Source organism: Leucobacter sp. GX0328, from assembly GCF_053567315.1.
Genome location: NZ_JBSGPC010000001.1, coordinates 46,074 through 70,236, shown reverse-complemented (window position 1 = coordinate 70,236; position 24,163 = coordinate 46,074). Strand labels below are relative to the sequence as shown.

At 66.0% G+C, this 24,163-nt stretch carries 21 protein-coding genes and 1 riboswitch; of the genes, 8 read left to right on the top strand and 13 right to left on the bottom strand.

Translation table 11 applies throughout. The features are described 5' to 3' along the window. Both brxD and ACUYTF_RS00320 read left to right on the top strand, forming a co-directional pair. Entirely contained in the window at positions 1-1,308 is a 1,308-nt protein-coding gene (brxD, locus tag ACUYTF_RS00325) for a BREX system ATP-binding protein BrxD (protein WP_449279173.1), read from the top strand. Further along, on the top strand, positions 1,259-3,391 hold the full coding sequence (locus tag ACUYTF_RS00320; RefSeq protein WP_449279172.1) for a DEAD/DEAH box helicase: 2,133 nt from the start codon (positions 1,259-1,261) through the stop codon (positions 3,389-3,391). The genes brxD and ACUYTF_RS00320 overlap by 50 nt, the downstream gene beginning before the upstream one ends. 359 nt (positions 3,392-3,750) lie before the next feature. Here the strand turns inward: ACUYTF_RS00320 and ACUYTF_RS00315 are convergent, their stop codons facing one another. The 4 genes from ACUYTF_RS00315 to ACUYTF_RS00300 form a co-directional block, all read right to left on the bottom strand. Then, entirely contained in the window at positions 3,751-6,096 is a 2,346-nt protein-coding gene (locus tag ACUYTF_RS00315) for an ATP-dependent nuclease (RefSeq protein WP_449279171.1), read from the bottom strand. A 505-nt stretch (positions 6,097-6,601) separates the two neighbouring features. After that, complete coding sequence (locus tag ACUYTF_RS00310) at positions 6,602-7,576, bottom strand: IS481 family transposase (RefSeq protein ID WP_449279170.1); 975 nt, start codon at positions 7,574-7,576, stop codon at positions 6,602-6,604. A gap of 98 nt (positions 7,577-7,674) precedes the next feature. Further along, positions 7,675-9,048 carry an NtaA/DmoA family FMN-dependent monooxygenase gene (locus ACUYTF_RS00305; protein WP_449279169.1) on the bottom strand — a complete coding sequence of 458 codons (1,374 nt, stop codon included), beginning with the start codon at positions 9,046-9,048 and terminating at the stop codon, positions 7,675-7,677. 13 nt (positions 9,049-9,061) lie between these two features. Further along, positions 9,062-9,739, bottom strand: a complete 678-nt coding sequence (locus tag ACUYTF_RS00300; protein ID WP_449279168.1) for a YkoF family thiamine/hydroxymethylpyrimidine-binding protein — start codon at positions 9,737-9,739, stop codon at positions 9,062-9,064. A gap of 70 nt (positions 9,740-9,809) precedes the next feature. Next, a riboswitch (TPP riboswitch) is annotated at positions 9,810-9,919 on the top strand. A 31-nt stretch (positions 9,920-9,950) separates the two neighbouring features. On the opposite strand from ACUYTF_RS00300, the gene ACUYTF_RS00295 reads away from it, so the two are divergent. The 3 genes from ACUYTF_RS00295 to ACUYTF_RS00285 are packed head-to-tail and all read left to right on the top strand — an operon-like array spanning position 9,951 to position 12,636. After that, positions 9,951-11,027 carry an ABC transporter substrate-binding protein gene (locus ACUYTF_RS00295; protein ID WP_449279167.1) on the top strand — a complete coding sequence of 359 codons (1,077 nt, stop codon included), beginning with the start codon at positions 9,951-9,953 and terminating at the stop codon, positions 11,025-11,027. Next, positions 11,024-11,821 carry an ABC transporter permease gene (locus tag ACUYTF_RS00290; RefSeq protein WP_449279166.1) on the top strand — a complete coding sequence of 266 codons (798 nt, stop codon included), beginning with the start codon at positions 11,024-11,026 and terminating at the stop codon, positions 11,819-11,821. The genes ACUYTF_RS00295 and ACUYTF_RS00290 overlap by 4 nt, the downstream gene beginning before the upstream one ends. Next, complete coding sequence (locus tag ACUYTF_RS00285; protein ID WP_449279165.1) at positions 11,818-12,636, top strand: ABC transporter ATP-binding protein; 819 nt, start codon at positions 11,818-11,820, stop codon at positions 12,634-12,636. Before ACUYTF_RS00290 ends, ACUYTF_RS00285 begins: the two co-directional genes overlap by 4 nt. 5 nt (positions 12,637-12,641) lie before the next feature. Here ACUYTF_RS00285 and ACUYTF_RS00280 read toward each other — a convergent pair whose 3' ends face one another. Further along, entirely contained in the window at positions 12,642-14,249 is a 1,608-nt protein-coding gene (locus tag ACUYTF_RS00280; protein WP_449279164.1) for a carboxylesterase/lipase family protein, read from the bottom strand. 134 nt (positions 14,250-14,383) lie between these two features. On the opposite strand from ACUYTF_RS00280, the gene ACUYTF_RS00275 reads away from it, so the two are divergent. The 3 genes from ACUYTF_RS00275 to ACUYTF_RS00265 all read left to right on the top strand — a co-directional run bounded on the left by ACUYTF_RS00275 (position 14,384) and on the right by ACUYTF_RS00265 (position 17,882). Next, the gene (locus tag ACUYTF_RS00275) at positions 14,384-15,304 is read left to right on the top strand and encodes an NADP-dependent oxidoreductase (protein WP_449279163.1); all 921 of its coding nucleotides are present in this window, start codon (positions 14,384-14,386) and stop codon (positions 15,302-15,304) included. A 53-nt stretch (positions 15,305-15,357) separates the two neighbouring features. Then, a complete protein-coding gene (locus ACUYTF_RS00270) occupies positions 15,358-15,870 on the top strand; it encodes a DinB family protein (RefSeq protein ID WP_434141610.1) in 513 nt (170 codons plus the stop codon). 158 nt (positions 15,871-16,028) lie between these two features. Beyond that, a complete protein-coding gene (locus ACUYTF_RS00265; RefSeq protein ID WP_449279162.1) occupies positions 16,029-17,882 on the top strand; it encodes a BCCT family transporter in 1,854 nt (617 codons plus the stop codon). A gap of 18 nt (positions 17,883-17,900) precedes the next feature. Here ACUYTF_RS00265 and ACUYTF_RS00260 read toward each other — a convergent pair whose 3' ends face one another. From ACUYTF_RS00260 to ACUYTF_RS00225, 8 genes are all read right to left on the bottom strand, one after another. Then, complete coding sequence (locus ACUYTF_RS00260) at positions 17,901-18,422, bottom strand: MarR family winged helix-turn-helix transcriptional regulator (RefSeq protein ID WP_449279161.1); 522 nt, start codon at positions 18,420-18,422, stop codon at positions 17,901-17,903. Between the two features lie 401 nt (positions 18,423-18,823). Beyond that, a complete protein-coding gene (locus tag ACUYTF_RS00255) occupies positions 18,824-19,087 on the bottom strand; it encodes a GlsB/YeaQ/YmgE family stress response membrane protein (protein ID WP_434141613.1) in 264 nt (87 codons plus the stop codon). A gap of 60 nt (positions 19,088-19,147) precedes the next feature. Beyond that, the gene (locus ACUYTF_RS00250; RefSeq protein ID WP_434141614.1) at positions 19,148-19,333 is read right to left on the bottom strand and encodes a CsbD family protein; all 186 of its coding nucleotides are present in this window, start codon (positions 19,331-19,333) and stop codon (positions 19,148-19,150) included. A gap of 145 nt (positions 19,334-19,478) precedes the next feature. Beyond that, the gene (locus tag ACUYTF_RS00245) at positions 19,479-20,411 is read right to left on the bottom strand and encodes an ABC transporter substrate-binding protein (protein ID WP_449279160.1); all 933 of its coding nucleotides are present in this window, start codon (positions 20,409-20,411) and stop codon (positions 19,479-19,481) included. A gap of 22 nt (positions 20,412-20,433) precedes the next feature. Further along, a complete protein-coding gene (locus tag ACUYTF_RS00240) occupies positions 20,434-21,135 on the bottom strand; it encodes an ABC transporter permease (protein WP_449279159.1) in 702 nt (233 codons plus the stop codon). Continuing rightward, positions 21,132-21,812 carry an ABC transporter permease gene (locus ACUYTF_RS00235; RefSeq protein ID WP_449279158.1) on the bottom strand — a complete coding sequence of 227 codons (681 nt, stop codon included), beginning with the start codon at positions 21,810-21,812 and terminating at the stop codon, positions 21,132-21,134. Before ACUYTF_RS00235 ends, ACUYTF_RS00240 begins: the two co-directional genes overlap by 4 nt. Position 21,813: 1 nt before the next feature. After that, the gene (locus tag ACUYTF_RS00230) at positions 21,814-22,635 is read right to left on the bottom strand and encodes an ATP-binding cassette domain-containing protein (protein ID WP_434141618.1); all 822 of its coding nucleotides are present in this window, start codon (positions 22,633-22,635) and stop codon (positions 21,814-21,816) included. Continuing rightward, positions 22,632-24,137, bottom strand: coding sequence for a dihydrolipoyl dehydrogenase family protein (locus tag ACUYTF_RS00225; protein WP_449279157.1), 1,506 nt, complete (start codon positions 24,135-24,137; stop codon positions 22,632-22,634). Before ACUYTF_RS00225 ends, ACUYTF_RS00230 begins: the two co-directional genes overlap by 4 nt. Positions 24,138-24,163 lie beyond the last annotated feature (26 nt).

Below are 24,163 nucleotides of genomic sequence, written 5' to 3'. Positions count from 1 at the left end.
ATGGTTTTGGTCAGCCCTCGCCGACGTCGGGAAATCATTGATGCCCTGCGCCGCGGCACTGTGCCGCAACGAGGGCTCGATGTCATGGCTGTTGGCCTCGATCGGTACCAGGCCACACTCGACGAAGAACTCAGCACCGTTGCAGCTGGGAGAGGTGTGTTCAAAGCCGTGCGCGGTGAGTATGGGTCCGGTAAGACCTTCTTTGCGCGCTGGCTCACCGAGTCGGCCAAGCAACGAGGGTTCGCAACCGCCGAGATCCAGATCTCGGAAACAGAAACTCCGCTGCACAAGCTCGAAACAATTTACCGGCGGATCACCGAGAATCTGGCTACCGAAGCGATTCCACCGAGTGCATTTCGTGAGGTGATCGACGGCTGGTTTCGGGTGCTTGAGGAGGATGCCGTTGAAGCCGGGGCAAACCCTTCCACGCCCGGTGAATTGGAGCGCCAGACGGCCGAGTTACTGGAGCAACGGTTGACAACCGTAAGCCGCACCGCGCCAGCGTTTGCCGCGGCTCTACGCGGTTACCACTCGGCACTTCGAGATGGCGATGCTGCCACAGCGGATGGCCTCGTTGCGTGGCTCGGTGGGCAGCCGTCGGTGGCTGCGAGTGTTCGGCGAGCCGCGGGCGTGCGCGGAGATATCGATCACTTCGCAGCATTCGGTTTCCTCCAGGGCCTGCTCGCCGTGTTACGGGATTCCGACTATGCGGGCCTTGTTCTCGTCCTCGACGAAGTAGAAACATTGCAGCGCGTTCGCAGTGATGTGCGCGAGAAGTCATTGAATGCGCTCCGCCAGCTGCTTGACGAAGTGGATGCCGGACGCTTCCCTGGCCTTTATGTACTGATCACCGGTACTCCCGCATTTTTCGAAGGTACGCAGGGTGTGCAACGGCTGCCACCCCTCGCCTCACGCATTTCGGTCGACTTCTCTGGTGACCCGCGTTGGGACAATCCGCGGGCGCCGCAGATTCGCCTGCTCGGATTCCAACAGGAAAGTCTGGTGCAGCTCGGCAGTCGCGTGCGAAACATCTACGCGTCGGACAGCGCTGCTGCTGACCGCATCACTACGCTCATGACTGACGAGTACCTTACTCGACTGGCCCAATCGATCGCGGGACAACTCGGTGGCCGCGTGGGCATTGCGCCCCGTGTTTTTCTACGAAAGCTCGTTGACATCCTCGACCGCATCGAGCAGTTCCCGGATTTCACTCCCGACGGTTCAGGTGCCGTACCGCTCGCCGTCACGGAGCTGAACGATGATGAACGCGCAGCAAGTGGACTCGACGCAATCGAAATCGATGTCTGAACAGCACACCCCTAGACAGCTCAGCGCCGGGATCGAGTACCACGTCGTCAATACACTTGGCTGGTCATCACTGCGCCCACTACAGGAAGCGGCGATCAGCCCTGTGCTGGCTGATAGAGACTGCCTCCTGATTGCTCCAACCGCCGGAGGCAAGACTGAAGCAGCGATGTTTCCGGTGCTGTCTCGAATGGTCGATGAAGAATGGTCGGGATTCAGCGTCGTATACGTTGCGCCACTCAAAGCGCTCTTGAACAACCTCTTGCCTCGCCTCGAACAGTACGCGGGTTGGCTTGGGCGGCGAGTGGCGCTGTGGCACGGCGACGTTGGGGACGCCGCGCGCCGCGCGATCCTGAGCGACCCACCGGAGATCTTGCTCACAACACCCGAATCGCTCGAAGCGATGCTCGTATCGCGACGAATCGATCCTCGACTCTTGTTCAAAAACCTTCGAGTAATCGTCGCCGATGAGATACATGCTTTCGCCGGGAGCGATCGCGGCTGGCACCTTGTTGCCGTGTTGGAACGTCTCCAGCGAATCGCAACCTCACCGATCCAGCGCATCGGTCTCTCCGCGACGTTGGGCAACCCCGAAGCCGTACTTCGATGGTTTCAAGGATCAAACGCAACAGAACGGGCGAGTGAGGTCGTATCGGCAGGCATCCCACCATCAGAGTCCGTCGTTGCACTCGACTATGTGGGTTCGGTGGAGAACGCGGCGACTGTGATTTCTGCTCTGCACGCAGGTGAGAAGCGTCTCGTGTTCTGCGAATCCCGTTCGTCAGCAGAGGAGCTGGCCTTCGCGCTTCGTCAGCGTGGGGTGACCACGTTCGTGTCTCATTCAAGCCTTTCACTTGATCAGAGACGGCAAAGTGAACGGGCCTTTGCCGAGGCTCAGAACTGCGTAATTGTTGCAACCTCCACGCTCGAGCTCGGCATCGATATCGGGGACCTTGATCGTATGATCCAGCTCGACTCTCCCCGCACCGTCGCCTCTTTCTTGCAACGTCTTGGGCGGACGGGTAGGAGGCCCGGAACTACGAGGAACGCCCTATTCCTTGCAACTGACGCTTCGACTCTTTTGCGCGCCGCTGGGCTTCTGAATCTCTGGAGTCGTGGGTTCGTTGAGGAAATCGAGCCGCCTCCACACCCACGCCATATTGCAGCGCAGCAGCTACTTGCGCTTTCCCTGCAGGAAGGGCGCATCACGCGCTCGGCGGTTAAGTCCAGGTTCTCAACAAGTCCGGTAATGGAAGACGCCGACAAGATTCTCGACTACCTCATTGATCGACAATTCCTCGTGGCCGATGGTGGCTGGCTTTTTCTCGGGCCACGCGCTGAAGAAGAGTTCGGCGGGCGCTACTTCATGGATCTGCTCAGCACATTCATCACAAGCCTCGATTTCGTTGTCAAAGAAGGCAGCAAAGAGATCGGTGCAGTCTCGGCACTCTCACTCACTTCCGAGGTCAAGCAGGGTGCTCGTCCTCTCTTGCTCGGCGGTCGTTCATGGCTCGTAAGTGACATCGCTTGGGACCGTCGCATCGTCCACGTCGCAGAGGACGCTTCAAAGGGAAAGACCCGCTGGGCCTCGGAGCCTCTACCAGAGTCTTTCGCAATGGTTCGCGCTCGACGTGATGTGCTTCTCGGTTCAGACCCACCGGTTGAGTTATCTCTACGCGCGAAGAAGGCACTCAGCGCAGCACGAGAAGACTCGGCGCTCGTCGTTGACAGAGAGCGACTCGTTGTCGAGCGACGCAAGACCGACTCGGTGCTGTGGAGCTTCGCCGGTCTCCGCGCGCACGAAACCTTGGCTGCGGCGCTTCCCCCAGACGTAGTGTTGAGCACTACCAACGAAGCAATTCACTTCGACAGCAACTTTGATTTTGCAATGTTGAGCAAAGCCGATACTAGAGTCGCAACGCCTCGAATCTCGGTGGAGGCCGTCGAAGGCCTGAAATTCTCAGAAGCACTGCCTGCTGATTTGGCAGTTGCGACGCTCGGCGATAGATTCGCCGACCGCGCGGGCGCAGCTGAAATTCAAGCAGCTGGAATGGTGTTTCTGACGCTTCCTCCTGATCAGCGCTAGCTTGGCTAGCTGCAACGAAGATCGGCGGGTATTAACTACACCGCGAGATACGGGGCTATAGGCAAGAGAGACTGGATGAGCTCTTAAACTAGCCGCAGAACCACGCGGCAAAACAACGACTACTAATGTCCGCAACGATTTGTTGCGGCAGACAGCACTCGACCCACGCTCTGCGTGCTATGCGAAGTCAAACTGATAATCGGTCATTGATGCGGGTTCCTTCCATCCGCCGTGACCATCGATGGTTTCGGCGGATGGTCATCCTGGAATGAGCACCATCAAAGCGCTACTGGATACCACCACGACCGCTATCAGATCGACTCACGAACGCTACCGAAAGCTTCTGCTCAACACCTGGCCTAGAGAGCCTGGACTGCATGGACTCCGCCGTAGGGGAGCGCTTGCAGTCGCTCCTTGAAGGCATCGTAGTTCTCTATAATTTGACCGGGTTCCGTGGCAAGATCGAAGTCTCTGCGGATCAAACGCATGTCCCTCCGGACGCGCTCGGTCTCGTCGGTCACTTCTGTCAACTGGTGCTCTATGTCTTCGAACAGACTCTCTGCATCGCGTCGTAAGGCCGAAACCTGATGGTCTCGCAAGAATGCGTCCTTATGACGCGTTAGCGTCCTACGAACGCGCTCACGGCTGTTTGAGCGAACGGCCTGACGTTGGGCCTTATCGATGCGGGCGAACAGCTGCTCGAAGTTTGCAACTGTAATCGCCGTCAGCTCCTGATCTGCCTTGTGCTCCAAGCAATACAGGACCGCCCGCGCGAACCCAACCTTATCGAGCCGCAATTCGGTGCCGGCTGCCCTGCATGCCGCTTCCGCTGCTTTGAAAACCTTCTGCCCTGCCACAACGGGCACTGCGGTGACTGTTGTAGCGACCTTGTCTGCGTCTTCGGGCGGTAGGACCTCAGAAGCATAGTGACGGATCGCCATGACAACCAGCTCCAGCGGGATCAGGTCCTCGATCTCACGGACAGCGTCGGTTGCCACCGTCACATCACTGACGCCGATGTCACTGGACTGGATCACGAACTCATCATCGACGTACTTCTTGTCACGGTAGCCCTTCTTCAACTCTTCGCGTATGCCATCGGCTTCTCCGTCGCCGTCGAGCAATACGATAATGGCCGGAGTGTCGACATCGCGGCCTCGGGCCAGATAGACCATGTACGGGATGTGTTCGGCCGAACCAGAGGGGACCAGGGACAAGTTGTTCAAGTTCAGCGTTGGTCCAGTGCTTTCGGACCGACGGGCGAGTGAACTGATGCCTGCGAGCAGCACCTGGTCCGCCTGACCTTCGAGCATCAGATTGCAATTACTGATGAAAGTAGTTTCTGCAACGAAAGCGCCGAAGGCTGAACGGAGTGGCTCATAGTGGTTGCGGCCCGCGTTGGCGACCAGGCGAGTGCCCTCCTCACCATCACCCTTTTCGAGGACACGGATCCGTTCGCTGTGGTTCTTGTCGATTAGGAACGGCGAGTGCGTCACATACACGACCTGAATCGACTGCACCGATTGATCCTCTGGCTCAGCGAACGAATCGAAGATTCGCAACAGGTCCTGCTGACCGAGCATGGACAGGTACGCATCCGGCTCGTCCATCAGTAGTATCTCTTGTCCCTCCGTCGGGACGTGTGAGAGGTACTGGACAAAATAAGACAGGAAGTAACTCATCCCGCCACTACGCTCGCTGAATGCGTATTCGCTACCGGTGCGGTCTCGGACTGTGAAGACCAGGTCGAAGTCGCGCAGGGTTAGCGTTAGCGAGAACTCGGCGTCCTGGGACCACCACTTGGGGAAGTTCAGTGCCTTTGCCAGGTCTTCATTCATCTTATTCACAATGCCGTTGGCATAGCCGTCATGGTTTCTCACGGCTGTCTGTAGCTGCTCAAACGCGTCCTTGCCGATTCCTGCGACCTGGACGAGCAATTTCTCGGCTAGTTCGAGACGCTTCATTAGGTGCTCGTCGTCGGAATTGTCGACCGAGTTGAACGCGGCATATCCCTCAATCAGTTGTGGTGTCGCTTTGTCGATCGCCTCTTTGCTGCCGAACCAGTCGGGGTTCGTGATCATGTTCTCAATCCAGCTGAGCATTTTTCTGCGCGGGCGTGCTTTCTTCGCCTTATCCGAGGCAGTCAAGTAGGACAGCGGGACGCTGTCTGGCAGCGGCGTCTTTGCGTCGATCAGGAAGTAGACCGGTAGGTCCAATGACTTGATCTCGGAGGCTTTGACCTTCACCTCAGTCCAGTCGGTTCCGTTCCTCACAAAGATGACGGCACCAGTATTCATGCGAAAGAAGTGGAACGTTTCGATCTCGATCGATTCGTCTAGACTCGCGATCGACCGGACTGCAGCGACTTGTTCTTCGCTGAGATCACAGAACTCACCGCCAAACTCCGGCTTCTTCATCTCGCCTCCGACCGTAAAGAATTGCGAGTATCGGCAGAAATCGCGGGGTTCGATATTCTCACCGGTTAGCAGGCACTTGATGGCGCCGAGCAGTTGGCTCTTCCCGGACTCGTTCGCGCCAACGACTGTCGTAATAGTGGACTCTATGGGGACGCGCACAAACGGGTAAAATAACCCGGACTCAGGCAGTAGGTCCCATTCGTCCGGAACGGCCTTTGAGTGGCCTTTACGAAGATAATCGTAGTTGAATGATTTGTAGAACCGGATGTAAAGGGTCTTGATCTTCATGGGGAGGCTCCTGCATGGTTTCGTTGCCAACAGCGGCCTTCGGTTTCGTGCCGTGCCGATTTTGACCTACGAGCGTGTGCTCTACACTCTACGGCGGACGTCCGACACTTCATCTAGCGCAGCTGTGTGGTCTCAATGACTTGGTCGGAATCGGATTCACGTTGCATGCGAGTCAATGCGTGTTCGGCCTCTACTTTCCGACTGGAGCTTCAGCCCCGCTTACGAACTTCTCCTTGGTGGAATGTGGTGTTGAGATACTTGTCGAGGTGGATCGTGCTCAATTCGTTGACCTCCTCAGGGAAATCAGCGGTAGGGAAAGTGTCATCCAGATGTGCTCTGTTGATACCGGGGCGCACTAACCAAAGTAATTGCCACATCACTGGGGTTGGGAGGTGGTGCAGCTGCCGGATGCGACGTTCGAGTGGACGTCACCGACCGGCCGGAGGGCCCGGACGGTGCCGGAGAGCCGGGTCAGGTTCGTCGAGACCGGCGAACCACCACCCTTCTAGATGTACTGACCTCGACCGTTGTTGATTCGGTCGATGGGGGTTTGGCCTCCGATGCCGAGGTGGATTCTGTCTAGGTTGTAGTAGTCAAGCCAAATTGGCAAGGCGGCTGCTCGGTCCACGTTCGAGGTCCATGGTTGTGAATATGCCCACTCCGTGGCCAGGGTGCGGTTGAGGCGTTCAACCTTCCCATTGGTCCATGGGCAGTGCGGTTTGATGAACTTCTGCGCGATGCCGTGGGTATCGATCACACTGCGGAACGCGGCGGAGTGGCGGTAGGCAAACGCATTATCGCTGATGACACGTTCGACTCTCACTCCCAGAACCGCATAGAACGCGATAGCGTGCTCCAGGACGCCCGCAGCGGTCGTACCCTTCTCATCGTCGTGGATCTCTGCATAGGCGACACGGGAGTGGTCGTCGATCACGGTGTGGACATAGTCGTAGCCGAGGCCGCGCTTGCGGTCGGGCCGCTCCCCGCGGCCATGGAGACGCCACCCTCCTCCGTCAGGGATCCGGCCGAGCTTCTTCACGTCGACGTGGATCAGCGAACCAGCATGGCCGTGTTCATAACGGTTCGTTGACCGGCGCTCCGCACGGATCTTGGCGCCCGTGACGGGGTCCAACTCGCGCAGCAACGGCGCTTGATGCCGGCGCAGTACTCGTCCGGCCGTCGAGGCCTGAAGGCCCAGCTTCCCGGCGATGAATACCGGGCCGCGACGGGTGAGCTCCCGCATGATCCGCACTCGGGTCTCCACACACGCACCCGTGCGTTTCGGATGCGATCGGGCAGCACTGGACCGATCGATCAGCGCCGCCTGGCCGTTCTCACGAAACCTGCGCCACCACCGCCACGCAGTCGTGCGGGAGACTCCCATTTCTGCCGCGACGTGCGCGACTGCGCGCCCCGACTGGATCCGCTGAATCATGATCAATCTACCGGCGGGCGTCAACCGGGCATTAGCGTGGGACAAGAGAAGCCTCCGTGTGTTCGAGCAGGGGAACTAGACAGCTCCAACTCGACACCGGAGGCTTCTCCTATGTCAACAACGATCCGGGTCAGTACATCTAGCTACGCCGGAATGCCAGCTCCCAAGTGCTCGCGCAGCGTCGCTCCCGTATACGCGGCGCGGAATATGCCGCGGCGCTGCAGCTCCGGCACGACGCCCGACACGAAATCCTCGAACGACGAGTGGTAGAGCGCCGGGAAGATGATGAACCCGTCGGCCGCGCCGCTGAGGAACAGGTGCTCCAGGTGATCGGCGACCGTCGCGGGGGAACCCACGACCTGCGGGTGCAGCTGATTCAGCGCTTGCTCGATCGCGAGATCCGTCACAGTGAAACCGCGCTGCGCGCTCACTGCCGCCAGCATGTCCTCGAACCCAGTGCTCCCCGTCGCACCGCGATGCGCAGCGAGCACATCGACGGCCCGCGCCTGCGGGTCCAACTCATCTGCATGCAGCAGCCGGGCCAGCTTCACCAGCGCCTCGGCCGGGTCGATGCGGTCGCGCAGCATCCGCAGCTTCGCCTCCGCATCGGCATCCGTCCACCCCACGACCGGCTGCAGACCCTGCAGCACCCGAATCGAATCGGGGTCGCGACCATGATCGAGCCGCGCACGCTCGCGCAGCTCCTCGCGCAGCGCACGCATGCCGTCCTCCGAATCGCCGATCGCGAAGACGACCTCCGCCCACCGCGCCGCGAACGCCCGCCCGCGCGGCGACGACCCCGCCTGCATCAGCACTGGATGCCCCTGCGGGCTCCGCGGCAGCGTCAACGGACCGCGCGACAACCCGCCCGAGACACCGTCGCCGTGCACTCCTGGAAGGCGCAGCTCCTCGCGCACGCGGTGCACGCGAGTGGGGTCGGCGAAGAGGCCCGACTCGCGGTCATGCACGAGCGCCCCGGGCTCCCACGAGTTCCAGAGATCGACCACCGTCTGCACGACGTTATCGGCGCGGTCGTAGCGCTCGCCCGGCGGGTCGATGCTCTCGTGGCCCATGTTTCGGGCCTCGGCATCTGTCGTCGACGTGACGATGTTCCAGGCGACGCGGCCGCCCGAGAGATGATCGACCGACAGCAGCTGCCGCGCGATCGCATATGGCGGCACGAAGCTCGTCGATACCGTCGCACCGAGCCCGATGCGCGTCGTCGCGCCGGCCGCGAGCGAGACCGTCGTGATCGGGTCGAGGTAGATGCTGCCTTTGCCCGCCGTGCGCAATGTGGTGCCGTACTCGCCGTCGCCCTCCTCGGGCACGGCGAGCGCGTCGGCGAAGAAGATCATGTCGAAGCAGCCGCGCTCGAGCGTGCGCGCCAGATCTGCGTAGAACCGGCCGCTCAACCAGTCGGAGCGCCCGAGCGGGTCGCGCCAGTTCTCGGCGTACTGGCTTGTGGGCGGGTTCACCATGCCCACCAGATGCATCTGCCGACCGGCCTGCTGGCTCATGACGGGCTCCGGCTCAGTCGGTGATCGGCGACGGACTGTTGATCGACACCGTGAGATGCGTCACCACGTGCTGCACGGCCGCGCCCACGCCGATCCACGCATTCGCCGCCGTCTGCAGCACCGCCGAGAGATCGCCGTCGAGCCGAGTCGCGTAGTGATCGGAGCCCGAGTACACGCCCTCGGCCTTCGCCTGCTCGATCGCCGTGTAGATCGGCGTCATGTGATCGGGTGCTTCGGCGGTCGTTCCCGCACCGTCGAGCAGCGGATACAGCGACCAGTGCGCCCGGGCCCGCACGCCGGTCTCGGGGAGCGAGATGGGCTCCGCACCGAGTGCCGGCACGCCCTCGGGCAGCGCGCACTGCAGCTCGCCCGGACAGCCGCGCGACAGCAGGATCGCCGCCGATAGATGCGCCCCGCTGCGAGCCGCGGCTGCGATCACGTCGGCGATGAACGCTACGACGCGCTGCTCGGGGCCGGTCACGAACGTCGAGATATCGTTCGTCTCGATCGTGAGACCGCTCGCATCGGCCTCGCCGAGCGCACCGAGAATGATGCGCACGTAGTCGGAGTCGTACACCGACAGCGTGAAGCGGGCGCCGACGCCGTACTGCTGCGGAGTCATCAGCGTGGCGGGGTCGGTCGTATCGACGGGAGCGAGATCGGTGGGCTGGGGGTTCGGCTCTGCAGTCACGCCACCACCATAGGGGAACGAGTCGGGCTCGGTGCAACAATTCGAAACCGCGGGCGCGAACGGGCTAGCATGAGAAGCACACGGGAGTCCGGTAGGCCGGGCTGAGAGGAAGGTACTCAACCTTCGACCGTCGAACCTGATCTGGGTCATGCCAGCGCAGGGAGACCCTCACCGAACCCGTGCCCCCTCACACACGAAAGGGCACGCTTTCATGCGACGCACCATTATTCATCGATCATCGACCGACACCATCGCGACCCGCACCACCATCGCGGCCCTCGCCGCCGGAGCGCTCGCGCTCACCGGCTGCGCGAGCAGCTCAGGCGACACCACCAATGCATCGAGCCCGGGCGGCGACCTCGCAAAGGTCTCCTTCGCGCTCGACTGGGCACCGAACACCGGCCACGTCGGCCTCTACGTCGCCGACGAACTCGGCTACTTCGCAGACGCCGGCCTCGAGGTCGAGATTCTGCCCTACGGCTCGACCTCGGCGACCCAGCTCGTCTCCGCGGGCGAAGCCGACTTCGGCATCGGCGGCCAGTCGCAAGTGCAGATGGGCCGCACCTCGGGCCTCGACCTCGTCTCGGTCTACCGCACCACCCAGACCGACACCGGCCGCATCGTCACCCTCGCAGGCCGCGACAACATCACCCGCCCCGCGGACCTCGACGGCCTCGTCTTCGGCGGCTTCGGCGCCCCGCTCTACACCGCCCTCGCGAAAGGCACCATCGAGGGCGACGGCGGCACCGGCGACTTCGAAGAGGTCGCCCTCGACACCGGCGCCTACGAGGCGCTCTCGCAGGGCCGCATCGACTTCACGCTCTCGGTCTCGACATGGGAGAACGTACAGGCAGACCTCGACGGCCACCCGTACCAGGAGTTCCGCTACCAGGACTTCGGGGTGCCCGACCAGCAGGGCGGCGGCATCGTCTCGAGCGAGGCCTACCTCGACGCGCACCCCGATGAGGCCAAGGCCTTCGTGCAGGCGATCGCCCGCGGATACGCCTACGCCGACGAGCACCCCGCCGAAGCGGCAGAACTGCTCCTCAAAGCGAACCCCGACACGCTCGGCAAGTCGAAGGAACTCGTGCGCGCGAGCATGCAACTCATCGCCGACGAGGGCTACTTCCGGGCCGACGGGCTCGAGATCGGGGCCGCGAACCCCGCCTTCTGGGACGAGTTCGGTGCCTTCCTGCTCGACGGCGGCTTCCTCGTCGATGCGAACGGCGAGAAGCTCACCGAGCAGCCCGACTGGAGCGAGTACTACACCGACGAGTACCTCGGGTGAGCGAAGCGGCCACGCTTCCGCGCGGGCGGGCGAGGGCCGGCGTCATCGTGCCGCCGATCCTCGCCTTCGTCGCGCTGCTCGCGATCTGGCAGGCCGTCTCGACCGCGGAGCTCGTGCCCGCCGACATGCTGCCCGCGCCCACCCGCATCGCCGCCGCCGGAGCAGCCGAGAGCGACGTGCTGCTGCACCACGCCATCCCGACCCTCACCGCGACGCTCACCGGCTTCGCCCTTTCCGTGACGGTCGCGTTCATCACAGCGACCCTGCTCGACTTCTCGCTCGTCATGCGCCGCGCGCTCCTGCCGCTCCTCATCACGAGCCAGACGCTGCCGCTCATCGCGCTCGCCCCGCTCGTCGTGCTCTGGTTCGGCTTCGGTCTGCTGCCGAAGGTGCTGCTCGTCGCGTTCGTCACCTTCTTCCCGATGGTCGTCGGGTTCTTGCGCGGCTTCGCGTCGGCCGACCCCGAGGCCGAGCATCTGCTGCGCTCGATGGGGGCCGACCGGGGCAAGATCTTCCGCATGGTGCGCCTCCCGGCCGCGACCGACTCCTTCTTCTCATCGCTGCGCATCTCGATCACCTACGCCGTCGTCGGCGCCATCTTCGCCGAGTACGCGGGCGCTGTTTCTGGCCTCGGCGTCTACATGCTCACCATGAAGAACGTCTTCCGCACCGACCTCGTGCTCGCCGCGGTCGTCGTGAGCACCGTGCTCACGCTCGGGCTCTACGGCACGGTCGCGCTCATCGAGCGCCTCTGCGTGCCATGGTTGCGCATCGAACGGAGGGGCGCCCGATGAGCGGGGCCGGCATGGTACGACAGGGATCCCTGACGTCGGCCCGCACGCGACCCGGGCAGGGGAGCCTCGAGGTACGCGGCATCGCGAAGAGCTTCGGCGGTCGGCGGGTGCTCGCCGACGTGTCGCTCGAGGTCGCAGCCGGCGAGATCGTCGCGCTCGTCGGGCCGAGCGGCAGCGGCAAATCGACACTGCTGTCGATCCTGACCGGGTCGCTCGCTCCCGATGCGGGGGAGCTGCGAATCGCGGGCGAAGCGGTCGCTGGCCCGCGCCGCCCCTTCGCCTACATGCCGCAGAGCGACGTGCTGCTGCCCTGGCGGCGCATCGTCGACAACGCCGCGATCGGGCTCGAGGTCGCGGGCCTCCGTCGCGCCGAAGCCAGGGCGCGCGTCGGCGAGCTGCTCGAGCCCTTCGGTCTCGCCGGCACCGAGCGGCTCTACCCGCGCCAGCTGTCGGGCGGCATGCGGCAGCGCGTATCGTTCCTGCGCACCGTCGTGCAGGATCGGCCCGTGCTGCTGCTCGACGAACCGTTCGGCGCCCTCGACGCGATCACCCGCGACGAACTGCAGCAGTGGCTGCTGAAGATCTGGAGCGAGAACGGCTGGAGCATTCTGCTCATCACCCACGACATCCGCGAAGCGGTGCGGCTCGCCGACCGCGTGCTGGTGCTGCCGCGCGAACCGGGCCCGCTCATCGGAGACGTGCGGGTGAGCCGCGATATCGCGCGCGGCGACGGCTTCGTCACCGACCCGCGCGTGCCGCCCCTCGAAGCGGAGTTGCAGGGGCTGCTGCGGGAGGCCTCCGGGCGCGCGGGCTGACCGGCCTACTGCGCCCGGAGCTTCGGCTGCTCGGCCGCCGCCCCGACCTCCGGCACCGGTGGTTCGGCGACTGCGACTGCGGCCTCCTCCGGCCGCACCATGCGGGCCGAGGCGTAGGCGTCGGCCTCGTCGCGCAGCGGAACATCGAAGATGCGGCTCGGCCCGTCGCCGTCGGTGTCGCGCGGCCACCCCGGGTAGCCGTCGCGGCTGAACCGCACGATCGCCCCGTGCACCGCGCCCGCCAGCCGCTGCGGCGGAGCCGGGCCCGCGACGGCCGAGACGCCCGGGGCGTCGAGCCGATCGAAGACGAACGGGATGTCGATGCAGTGCCCTGCGTAGGGTGGGGTGTCGCCATGCCACGAGAAGCGGTAGCTCCAGGTCGGGCCCGCCTCGGGCGTCTGCTCGCGGGTCGCCGCGATGCGCGGCACCCACGAGCGGAAGAACACATCCGTCACATAGCGGCCGAGCATCACGGCGGTGCTCGTGAACGCCCCCGTTCGCGGGTGCTCGAGCCAGTGCGCGGCCGACTGCGACGATGCGCCGAGTACGCGCAGCAGCATGCGGCGCGGCAGGTGCTCGAGCGGCCCGCCCGGCTGCAAGAGGCCCGTCAGCTCGTCGTCCGCCGTGCCGATCACGAGCGGCACGCCGGCACTCGACCCCCGGGACGCGGCCGTTTCGACGTCGCTCAGCACGACCTCGCCGTCAGCGACCGGGCCGATCATGAGCCCCTCGCGCAGCAGCTCGTGCAGATCGTGCAGCAGGTGCGGCATCGCGGGCGACGCGACCCTGCGCTGCAGCTCGAGCACCCGCGACTCGGGGATGGAGAGGAAGCCGGCCTCGTCGGGCGCCACCGCGGCGAGCTTCGCGAGACGTCGGCCCCGATCCTTCGCAGCAATGAGCGACGCATCGGCGATCGCGGGCGACATCGCGCACACGCCGTGGAAGAGGCCGGTGGCGCACGGCACCCCCATCAGCGTGAGCGCCGCGCTGCCGCCCGCAGATTGGCCGCCGATCGTGACGCGCCCCGGGTCGCCGCCGAACGAGGCGATGTGACCCTGCACCCACTGCAGGGCGCACACCCAGTCGAGCACGCCGCGGTTCGGTACGGCGCCCTCGATCCACCCGAAGCCGCGGAACCCGAGCCGGTACGACAGCGTCACGAGCACCACCCCGTCGCGTGCGAAGGCGCGGCCGTCGTACCAGGGGCTCGCGGGCGACCCCGAGAGGTACCCGCCGCCGTGGATCCAGACGAGCACCGGCAGTGCGGCGTCGGGGTCGAGCGTCGGCGTCCACACGTTCACGCTGAGGATGTCGTCGCCGGCGATCGACTCCTCGGGAATCAGCGTCATGCCCACGTGGCCGCGCATCGGCGTCGGCCCGAACCGTGTCGCCTCGAGCACGCCCTCCCACGGGCGCCGAGGCCTGGGCGCGGCGTACCGGTGCTCACCGGTCGGTCGCTCCGCATATGGGATGCCGCGGAACACCGCGACGTCGGTGCCTACCGCATCGGCATTCGGATCGGCACCGGGGCTCGCATACTCCCAGACTCCGCGCACGCTTCCCGAGGGAGTGCGCGCGATCGGGGGACCGCTATGCTCGCCCGCTCGGCTCATATGCACACAGTAACAGTGCACACTGCAGTGCCATAGGGATCGCGAAGCGGCCGATGCCCGTGACGTCGTCGCGGAATAGCGGGTGCCGGCGATACGTTCACGGGAAGAGAAGGCCGAACCGAAGGAGTGCGCCCATGCGAGCCGCCGTCTACGACCGCTACAGCGAAGATCTCGACACCGTCGAGGTGCGCGAGGTCGCCGAACCGAAGCTGATGGCGGGCAGCGTGCTCATCGAGGTGCGCGCCGCTGCGGTGAACCCGGTCGACTGGAAACTCATGGCGGGCGGCCTCGACGGCATGATCGACGCGAGCTTTCCGGTGATTCCCGGATGGGACGTGGCCGGCGTGGTGATCGGGCTCGGCCCCGATACCCCCGAGTTCGCCGTCGGCGACGAGGTGCTCGCCTACGCCCGCAAGGACGTGCTGCAGCACGGCACCTTCGCCGAGCGCATCGCGGTCTCGGCGCATGCCGTCGCCCGCAAACCCGCGGGCCTTTCGTGGGAGCAGGCGGCCGGGCTGCCGCTCGCCGGCGGCACCGCATTGCGCGCGATCGATGGGCTCGGCGATGTCACGGGCCGCACGGTGCTCGTACATGCGGCGGCGGGCGGCGTCGGCGGATTCGCCGCCCAGATCGCGGTCAGCCGCGGCGCCCGCGTCATCGGCACGGCCTCCGAGCGCAATCACGACTACCTGCAACGCCTGAACATCGCACCCGTCGCTTACGGTGACGGCCTCGCCGGACGCGTCATCGCCCTCGCCGGCGGCCCGGTAGATGCGGTCGCCGACTTCGTGGGCGGCCAGCTCGAGACGACGCTCGCGGTGCTGCGTGACGGCGGCCCGCACGTCTCGGTCGCCGACCCGACCGTCGCCGCTCACGGCGGGCGATGGATCTGGGTGCGCCCCGACGGCGCGGAGACGGCGCGGCTCGCCGCCCTCGCCGAATCGGGGCAGCTGCGGGTCGAGATCGCCGAAGTGTTTCCGCTCGAGCGGGTCGCCGACGCCTTCCGCGCGAGCCGGACCGGGCACACGCGCGGCAAGCTGATCGTCGTGCCGTGACGGGCGCCCTCGCCCTCTCGCGGATGTCGGCGCGAAGGCCTATCGTGGCGGGTATGAACGCTCTCGAGGTACTCATCGATGTCGCCGGCCGGCCGAAGTTCGCTGCGGAGATGCTGCGGGGCCGCCTGACGCCCGAGCTGCTGAACGCCCACCCGCACCACGACAACTCGATCGCCTGGCTACTGTGGCACTCGGCTCGCGAGATCGACGAGCAGCTCGCCGACATCACGGGCGGCGAGACCGTATGGGTGCGAGACGGCATGGCCGACCGGTTCGGCTTCGCGGTGGAACCGGGGGAGCACGGCTACGGGCACAGCCCCGAGCGCGCCCGTCAGATCGTATGCGACGATGCCGACCTGCTGATCGACCACCTCATCGCCGTGATCGACGCGCAGATCGCCGTACTCGAGTCGCTCGACGAGGCCGAGCTCTCGCGCATCGTCGACGAGCGGTGGGACCCGCCGGTCTCGCTCGCGACGCGCATGACGAGCATGTCGCTCGACGCGCTCGAGCACGTCGCTCAGGCGATGTACATCGCCGGCATGGGCGCTGACGCGTTCGAGTAGGGTCGGGGATCTCCCGGCTACCTGCGGAGAGCCTCGACCGATGATCCCTGGACGCATGCACCGTGCGCATTGCAGACTCATCGCATTTGCAATGGCGCGACCCCGCACCCAGTGTGGAACGTGGTAACTGCTGACCCGAAATGACGGAGTTGATACTTGTGAGCTCAGACGAGCACACCGATTTCCAGGCGTTCCCGGACCATCCGGACCTGCCGGAGACCGTGCATCTGCACGAAGCCGTGCAGATCGCCGACGACGACAGCGACGAGCGGATCAGCGCGAAGCTGCGCACGCACGGCGTGCACATCGGTCGCGGCATGATCTCACCGCGCGTCTTCTGGCCGGCGCTCATCGTCATCGTCGCCCTCGTGGCGTTCGCGATCCTGCTCCCCAACAGTGCCGAGCGCACGTTCAGCGCGGTGCAGGGCTGGATCGTCACGAACCTCGGCTGGTACTACATGCTCGCGGTGGCTCTGTTCATCGGTATCGCGGCCTTCATCGGCTTCTCGCGCCTGGGCCGCATCCGCCTCGGTCGCGACGACGATACGCCCGAGTTCGGCCTGCTCTCGTGGTTCTCCATGCTCTTCGCCGCGGGCATGGGCATCGGGCTCGTCTTCTACGGCGTCGGCGAACCGCTCACCTACGCGACGGTCTCGCCGAAGCCCGGTTGGAGCGGCGACCAGGCCGAGATCTCCGGGCTCGCCATGGCGCAGACCTTCGTGCACTGGGGCATCCACCCGTGGTCGATCTACGCGGTCATCGGTCTGGCGATCGCCTACGCGATCCACCGCCGCGGGCGCCCCGTCTCCATCCGCTGGGCGCTCGAGCCGCTCTTCGGCGAGCGCGTGAAGGGCTGGACGGGCGACATCATCGACATCCTCGCCGTGCTGGGCACGATGTTCGGCGTCGCGACCTCCCTGGGCCTCGGCGTGCAGCAGATCTCGGCGGGCATGGCCGAGATCGGCATCGTAGACCGCGTCGACAACACGATCCTGGTCGTGCTCATCATCATCGTGTCGCTGCTCGCCATGCTCTCGGTGATCAGCGGCATCGGCGCCGGCATGAAGTGGCTGTCGAACATCAACCTCTCGCTCGCCGGCCTGCTGCTCGTCAGTCTGCTGCTGCTCGGCCCGACCCTCTTCCTGGTGCAGAACTTCACCGAGTCGATCGGGGTCTACCTTGCGAACTTCATGGGCATGACGTTCGACGTCGGCGCCTTCCAGCGCGGCGAGGCGACGAGCTGGTTCGAGAGCTGGACCATCTTCTACTGGGGCTGGTGGATCTCATGGTCGCCGTTCGTCGGCATCTTCATCGCGCGGATCTCGCGCGGACGCACCATCCGCCAGTTCATCGCGGGCGTCATGCTCGTGCCCACCCTCGTCGGCATGCTCTGGTTCTCGGTGCTCGGCGGCACCGGCATCTTCCGCCAGTTCTTCGGCGAGGGCGATCTGGTCACCGATGGCGAGGTGAACGTCGACAGCGTGCTGTTCAAGATCCTCGGCGACCTGCCGTTCGGCACCATCTTCTCCGTCATCGGCATTCTGCTCGTCGCCATCTTCTTCATCACCTCATCGGACTCCGGCTCGCTCGTCGTCGACATGCTCGCCTCGGGCGGCCACCCCAACCCGCCGACCTGGTCGCGCGTGCTCTGGTCGCTGCTCGAGGGCGCCGTCGCGATCGCCCTGCTGCTCGCGGGCGGGCTGAAGTCGCTGCAGGCCGCCGCACTCGCGACGGCCCTGCCGTTCAGCGTGATTCTCATCCTCATGGGCGTCGCGACGATCAAGGCGCTGCGCATCGACGACCAGGTGCTCGAACGCTTCGAACGCAGGCAGCGCCTCGAACGGGTGACCGAGCACATCACGTCGCACTGGGCGAACACCCTCGGCGACCTGCCCGAAGTCGAGAGCTACGTCGACGACCGCATCGACTACCGGATCTCGAGGTCGCGCGGACTCTTCGCGAACCGCAGCGCATCGAAGCATACGACGCAGAAGACCACTCCCGAGAAGTAACGCGGCGTTCGCAGCGCGCTACTCGGCGCTCTCGGCCTGTTCGGCGGCGAGGGCGTCGAGTGCGTCGGCGATCTGCGCGATGACCGCTGCGGCGGTCTCGGCTTCGGCGTCGTCGAAGCGGTCGATCTGCTCGACCAGTCGCGCATGGTGGGCCCCGATGGCGCGGTCGATCTGCTCGACGCCCGCCTCCGTCGGTACGAGAATGCTGGCGCGACGGTCGGTCGGGTGCTTCACGCGCTCGACGTAGCCGCGCTTCACCAGGCGGTCGATCACGTTCGTGATATTTGCGCTCGATGTGCCGAGCATCATGATGAGCGCCTTCGCTCCGATGCTGCGGTCGTCGCGCTGCGCCTGCACGAGGTAGCGCAGGGCGCGCAGATCGAGATTCGACAGCGTCGACGAGGTGATCCAGCGCTGCTCCTGCTGGTGCTGCGCTCGGCGCAGATGGAGCACCGCCGCGGCGAGATCCTTCCCCGCATCGCTGCGCGGGGGAGTCGCGTACAGATGCTCCTGCTCGTGGCGAACGATCTTCTGCGGCATCAGGCCCTCCGGTGCGGCTTATTCGCGGGATGCGCCCGCGGCCCGGGTCTGCGCCTGGGCGAGTGTTGCGAATTCTCCGAGGTGGCGGTGCACTGCGTCGAAAGCGACGAAGCGGCCATTTCTCGACTCGATCGTGCCGAGAAACTCGCCGGCGTCGTTTCCGGCCCAGAAGCCGGGTTCTACCTCAGTCCATGCCGGTGGGCGCACAGCCGATTCGGGGCGATATCGGTCTGCAACGATCAACGTCATTTCGAATCTCCAGTGTAGAGCTTTGCGAATTGGGCCAGTCGGAACGTGGCCCAGTTCGTGAAAGATTTCGCGCATAGGGGGCGTGAGGCGTCTGCCCCACGCCCCCTATGTTGTGAGTTGCAGCCGCGGGCCTCGTCGCGGGCGCTTCGCGATCAGTCCCGGCGGCGACCCACGATCATGCCGTAGATCAGCAGTACGACGATCGAGCCGGCGATCGCGACGAGCCACGTCTGGATCGAGAAGAAATCCTGCAGCGGCGCGCCGAACAGCAGGCTCCCCAGCCATCCGCCCAGCAGGGCACCGAGAACGCCGAGCACCAGGGTGGCGATCCAGCCGCCGCCCTGCTTGCCGGGGAGGATGGCCTTCGCGATCGCGCCCGCGATCAGACCCAGCAGTAGAAATCCCAGAAACCCCATGATCTTCTCCTTCAGTACGGTGATGTTCGTGCCGTCGGGCGGTCGCGCCCGAGCGAGCGGCTACTTGCCGAATGCGTCCTTCGCGGCATCCTTCACGTGCTCTGCCGACTGCTTGAGCCCGCCCTTCGCCTGCTTGGCCTTGCCGGCGACGACCTTCCCGTCGTCGCCGGTGGCTTTGCCGATGATCTCCTCCGTCTTGCCCGCGACCTTGTCCATCCCGGCCGAGATCTTGTCTGCTGCGCTCATGATGACTCCCATCGAAGCTCGAATAAACTGATTATTAAGTAAGACACTCAGTAAGTAGTTTATGAAGTGTCTTACTTTTTATAACAGGAGTATCGCCGGGCGCGCAACCCGAGCGCGCGAGAGTTTTCTGAGAACTACGCCGGAGTCAGACGAGCCCGTTGGCTTCGATCCAGGCCTTCGCGATCTCGGCCGGCTGCTGCTTGTCGGCCGTGCTCCGCACGTTCATCTTCACGAGCTCCTCGGTCGTGAGCTTCGCGCTGACCGCATTGATCGTCTCCGAGATCTCATCGGCGACCTGCGCACTCGCGATCGGCACGACGTTCGACGACAGGATGAGCTGCTTCGGGTCGTCGAGCGCGACGAGCTCGCCCGACTCGAACGCCGGGTCGGCCGAGTAGATATCAGCCACCTGCACCACGCCGCCCTGCAGCGCCTCCAGCGTCGTCGGGCCGGTCGCAGAGAAGGCGAGGTCGACGCCGTACGCCTGCTTCGCGGCCGCGGGGCCGTACGGGCGCTGCTCGAACTCGGGCGCCGCACCGACGGTGAGCGGTTCGTCGACCTGCGCGAGGTCGGCGATTGAGGCGAGCCCGTGCTCATCGGCGAACGACTTCAGTACCGTGTAGGTATCCTGATCGCTCGCCTCGGCGTAGTCGAGCGCCACCAGGCCCTCGGGGAGGGCCTGCTGCAGCTCGGTGTACACGTCTTCGGGGCTCGTCGACGACGTCTCGCCCTCGAGGAACTCGAGCAGGTTGCCCGTGTACTCCGGGAACAGCCCGATGGCTCCCGATTCGACATCGGGCATGTACGCGTCGCGCTGCCCGATATTGAACTTGCGCTCGACCGTCTTGCCGTCGTTCTCGAGGGCCTGCGCGTAGATCTCGGCGATGATCTCGTTCGAGTAGTACGCCTGCGACCCCACGACGATGGTGCCCGAATCGCTCGAGGCTTCGGGTGCTGCGGTCTCGTCGAGCGGATTGCTCGACCCGCAGGCGCTGAGCGCGAGGGCGAGCGCGGCGGCCGAGCCGAGCGCCGCCAAGCTGCGCAGGCCGGTGCGACGGGTGGTGCGATGTGTGGTCATGGTGATCCTCGCTTCGATCGGTTCAGACAGTGGCTTCGGTACGGCGTGCACGGGGCGCAGGCGCGAGCCCCGCGGGGACGGCGGCGCGCTGGGCGAGCGCGAACAGCAGGTCGACGATGAGCGCGAGCAGTGCGACGAGCAGGGCGCCCGCGAGCACCTGGTCGAATCTGCGCAGCGGGATGCCCTGGATGATGGGCCAGCCGAGCCCGCCGAGATTCACGTAGGCGGCGATCGTCACCGTCGCGATGACCTGCAGCGTCGCCGCGCGCAGCCCGCCGAGGAGCAATGGAAGCCCGAGCCTGAACTCGACCTTCCAGAACACCTGCCAGCGGGTCATGCCCGTGGCGACGGCGGCATCGATCACGCGCCGGTCGATCGCCTCGATGCCCGTGTAGGCGCCGGCGAGCAGCGATGGGATGGCGAGCAGCACGAACGTCGCGAGGGCGGCCGCGGGCACCTGCAGCACGCCGAAGAGCAGCACGAGCAGGATCAGCAGCCCGAAGGACGGCACGGCGCGCGCGGCCCCGGACACCGCGACGGCGATCTCGCGGCCGCGCCCCGTATGCCCGATCACCCAGCCGGCCGGCACGGCGATCAGCGCCGCCACGAGGATCGAGGCCGCCGTATAGGCGATGTGCTGGCCGAGCAGCACCGGCAGCGCATAGGCGCCCGTCCACTGCTCGGGGGCGAGCAGCCAGGCGAGAGCATCGGCGAAGAGGTTCATGCGGCGCCTCCGAGGGCGGCCCGCGCGGGGGAGCGGCCGGGGCGGTGCGCTCGCTGCCAGGGCAGGAGCAGACGGCCGAGCAGCACGAGCGCGAGGTCCACCAGCAGTGCCAGCACGACCGTCGCGAGCACGCCGGCAAAGACCTCCTCGATGAGGCGCCGGTCGAGCCCGTTCGTGAACAGGTAGCCGAGGTTCGTCACGCCGACGAGAATGCCGACGGTCGCGAGCGCGATCGTGCTCACTGCCGCGATGCGCACCCCGGCGAGGATCACCGGGCCTGCGAGCGGCAACTCGACCGCCCAGAACCGCCGCGTCGCCCCGTACCCGGTCGCGGTCGCGGAACGGCGCACGTCTTCATCGACCGAATCGAGGCCGTCGGCGACCGCTCGCACGAGAATCGCGACGGCGTAGATCGTGAGGGCGACGATGAGGTTCGTCTCGCTGAGCGCCGAGTAGCCCGCGATTGCCGGCAGCAGGATGAGCAGCGCGAGCGAAGGGATCGTGTACAGCAGCCCCGTGAGCACGATGATCGGCCCGCGCACGAGCCGATACCGCCAGGCGATGCGTCCGAGCGGAATCGAGAGCGCCACTCCCAGCACGAGTGCGATGAGGCTCTGCCGCAGGTGCACCGCGGCGAGCTCGACGATGAGCCCGACGTTCTCGATGATCCAGTTCATGTCACGCGCCGCCCTCGGCGAGCACGCCCTGCGGGCGCCCGGCCGCGTCGACGACGATGGTGCCGTGAGGGGTGCGCTCGAGCCTCAGCTCGCGCTTCCCGTGATCTGCGCCGATGAAGGCCGCCACGAAGTCGTCGGCGGGGTTCGCGATGATCTCGCTCGGCGTGCCCTGCTGCACGATGCGGGCACCGGTGTCGAGGATGACGATGCGATCGCCGAGCAGGAACGCCTCGTCGATGTCGTGGGTGACGAAGACGACGGTCTTGCCGAGCTCGCGCTGCAGCCGCAGCAGCTCCTGCTGCAGCTCGGCCCGCACGATCGGGTCGACCGCGCCGAACGGCTCGTCCATCAGCAGGACGTTCGGGTCGGCGGCGAGACCGCGGGCGACACCGACGCGCTGCTGCTGCCCGCCCGACAGCTGGCTCGGATAGCGGCCCGCGAGCCCCTGATCGAGCCCGACCGTGTCGAGGAGTTCGCGCGCACGAGCGTGCGCCTCGCGCCTCGTCGCTCCGTTCAACCGCAGCACCGTCGCGACGTTGTCGATGACGGTGAAGTGAGGCATGAGCCCGGAGTTCTGCATCACATAGCCGATGCTGCGGCGCAGCGCCACGGGATCCCTGCCCTGCACGCTCGTACCGTCGATCTCGACGACGCCCGACGTCGGGTCGACCATGCGGTTGATCATGCGCACGAGCGTGGTCTTGCCGCAGCCCGACGAACCGACGAGCACGGTCGTCTGCCTGGCCGGGATGACGAGGCTGAAATCGTGCACCGCGGTCGTGCCGTCGGCGAAGGTCTTCGATACCGATCGGAACTCGATCATCGCGCGGAGCCCCGCCCGTACTTCTCGAGCAGCCGCAGCCACACCTCGCTGAGCGTCGGGTACGCCGGCACCGCATGCCAGAGCCGCGAGATCGGCACCTCGCCGACCACGGCGACGGTCGCGGCATGCACGAGCTCGGCGACGTCCGGGCCGACGAACGTCGCCCCGAGCAGCACCCGGCGCTCGTCGTCGACGACGATGCGGGCCCGGCCCCGATAGCCGTCCGCGTGCAGGGCGGCGCCCGCGACCGACGAGAACTCGACATCGACCGCGGTGACGCGGTGCCCGGCGTCTCGCGCCGCGGCCTCGGTGAGCCCGACCGAGGCGACCTCGGGGTCGGTGAACACCACCTGCGGTACGGCGCCGTGGTCGGCCGTCGCGGCCGTCGATACCCATGCCGCGTCGAGCCGGGCGCCCTGCTGGTCGGCCCGGTCGCCCTGATCGGCCCGTGCGCGGGCCACGATCGCATCGCCCGCGGCGCGCGCCTGGTACTTGCCCTGGTGCGTCAGCGGTGCGCGGCCGTTCGCGTCGCCGACGACGTACAGCCAGTCGACGCCCGCCACGCGCAGCGTGTCGTCCGTCTCGAGCGAGGTGCCGCGCTCGCCGCCGGCCGCGATCCCGATCGTCTCGAGCCCGATATCGCCGGTGCGAGGCGCCCGGCCGGTCGCCACGAGAATCTCAGCGGCTCGGATCTCGGTCTCGGCGCGGCGCTCACCGTTGCTGCTGTCTCTCTCACGGTCGCTGCCGCTGACCGTGACGACGACGCCGTCGTCCGTGCGCTCGACCTCTTGCGTCTCGGTGCGAAGCCGCACGTCGACGCCCGCGGCCCGCAGGCCGCGCGCCACCTCCTCGCCCGCGAACGGTTCGAAGCCGCCGAGCAGCCCGCTGCGCGCGATCAGAACGACCCGGCAGCCGAGCCCCGCGAACGCCGTCGCCATCTCGACTCCGACGACACCGCCGCCCAGCACGACCAGCGATTCGGGGATCTCGTGGGCGCTCGTCGCCTCCCGACTCGTCCACGGGTTCGCCTCGTGCAGGCCGGCGATCGGCGGGATGACGGCGTCCGATCCCGTCGCGATCGCGACCGCCCGCCGCGCGGTCAGCACGGTCTCCTCGCCCGACTCGTCGGCGACGGCGACCTCGCGCTCGCCCGCGATGCGGCCGTGCCCGCGCACGAGGTCGATGCCCGCGCCGCGCAGCCAATCGACCTGCCCGTCGTCGGACCAGCGGCTCGTGAAGTCGTCGCGCCGCTCGAGCACCGCCGCCGTGCCGAGGGCGCCCGTGACGGCCTCCGCGCTGCCGGCGACGTCGAGCGCAGCCTGCAGCGCTCGGATCGGGCGCAGCAGCGCCTTCGACGGCATGCAGGCCCAGTACGAGCATTCGCCACCGACGAGCTCGGCCTCCACGACGACCGCGGTGAGGCCGCCCTGCACCGCCCGGTCGGCGATGTTCTCGCCCACGGGCCCGCCGCCCAGCACGATCAGATCGTAGGTGTCGGTCATCGGCCGCTCCGCCTCTCCGGTTTGCT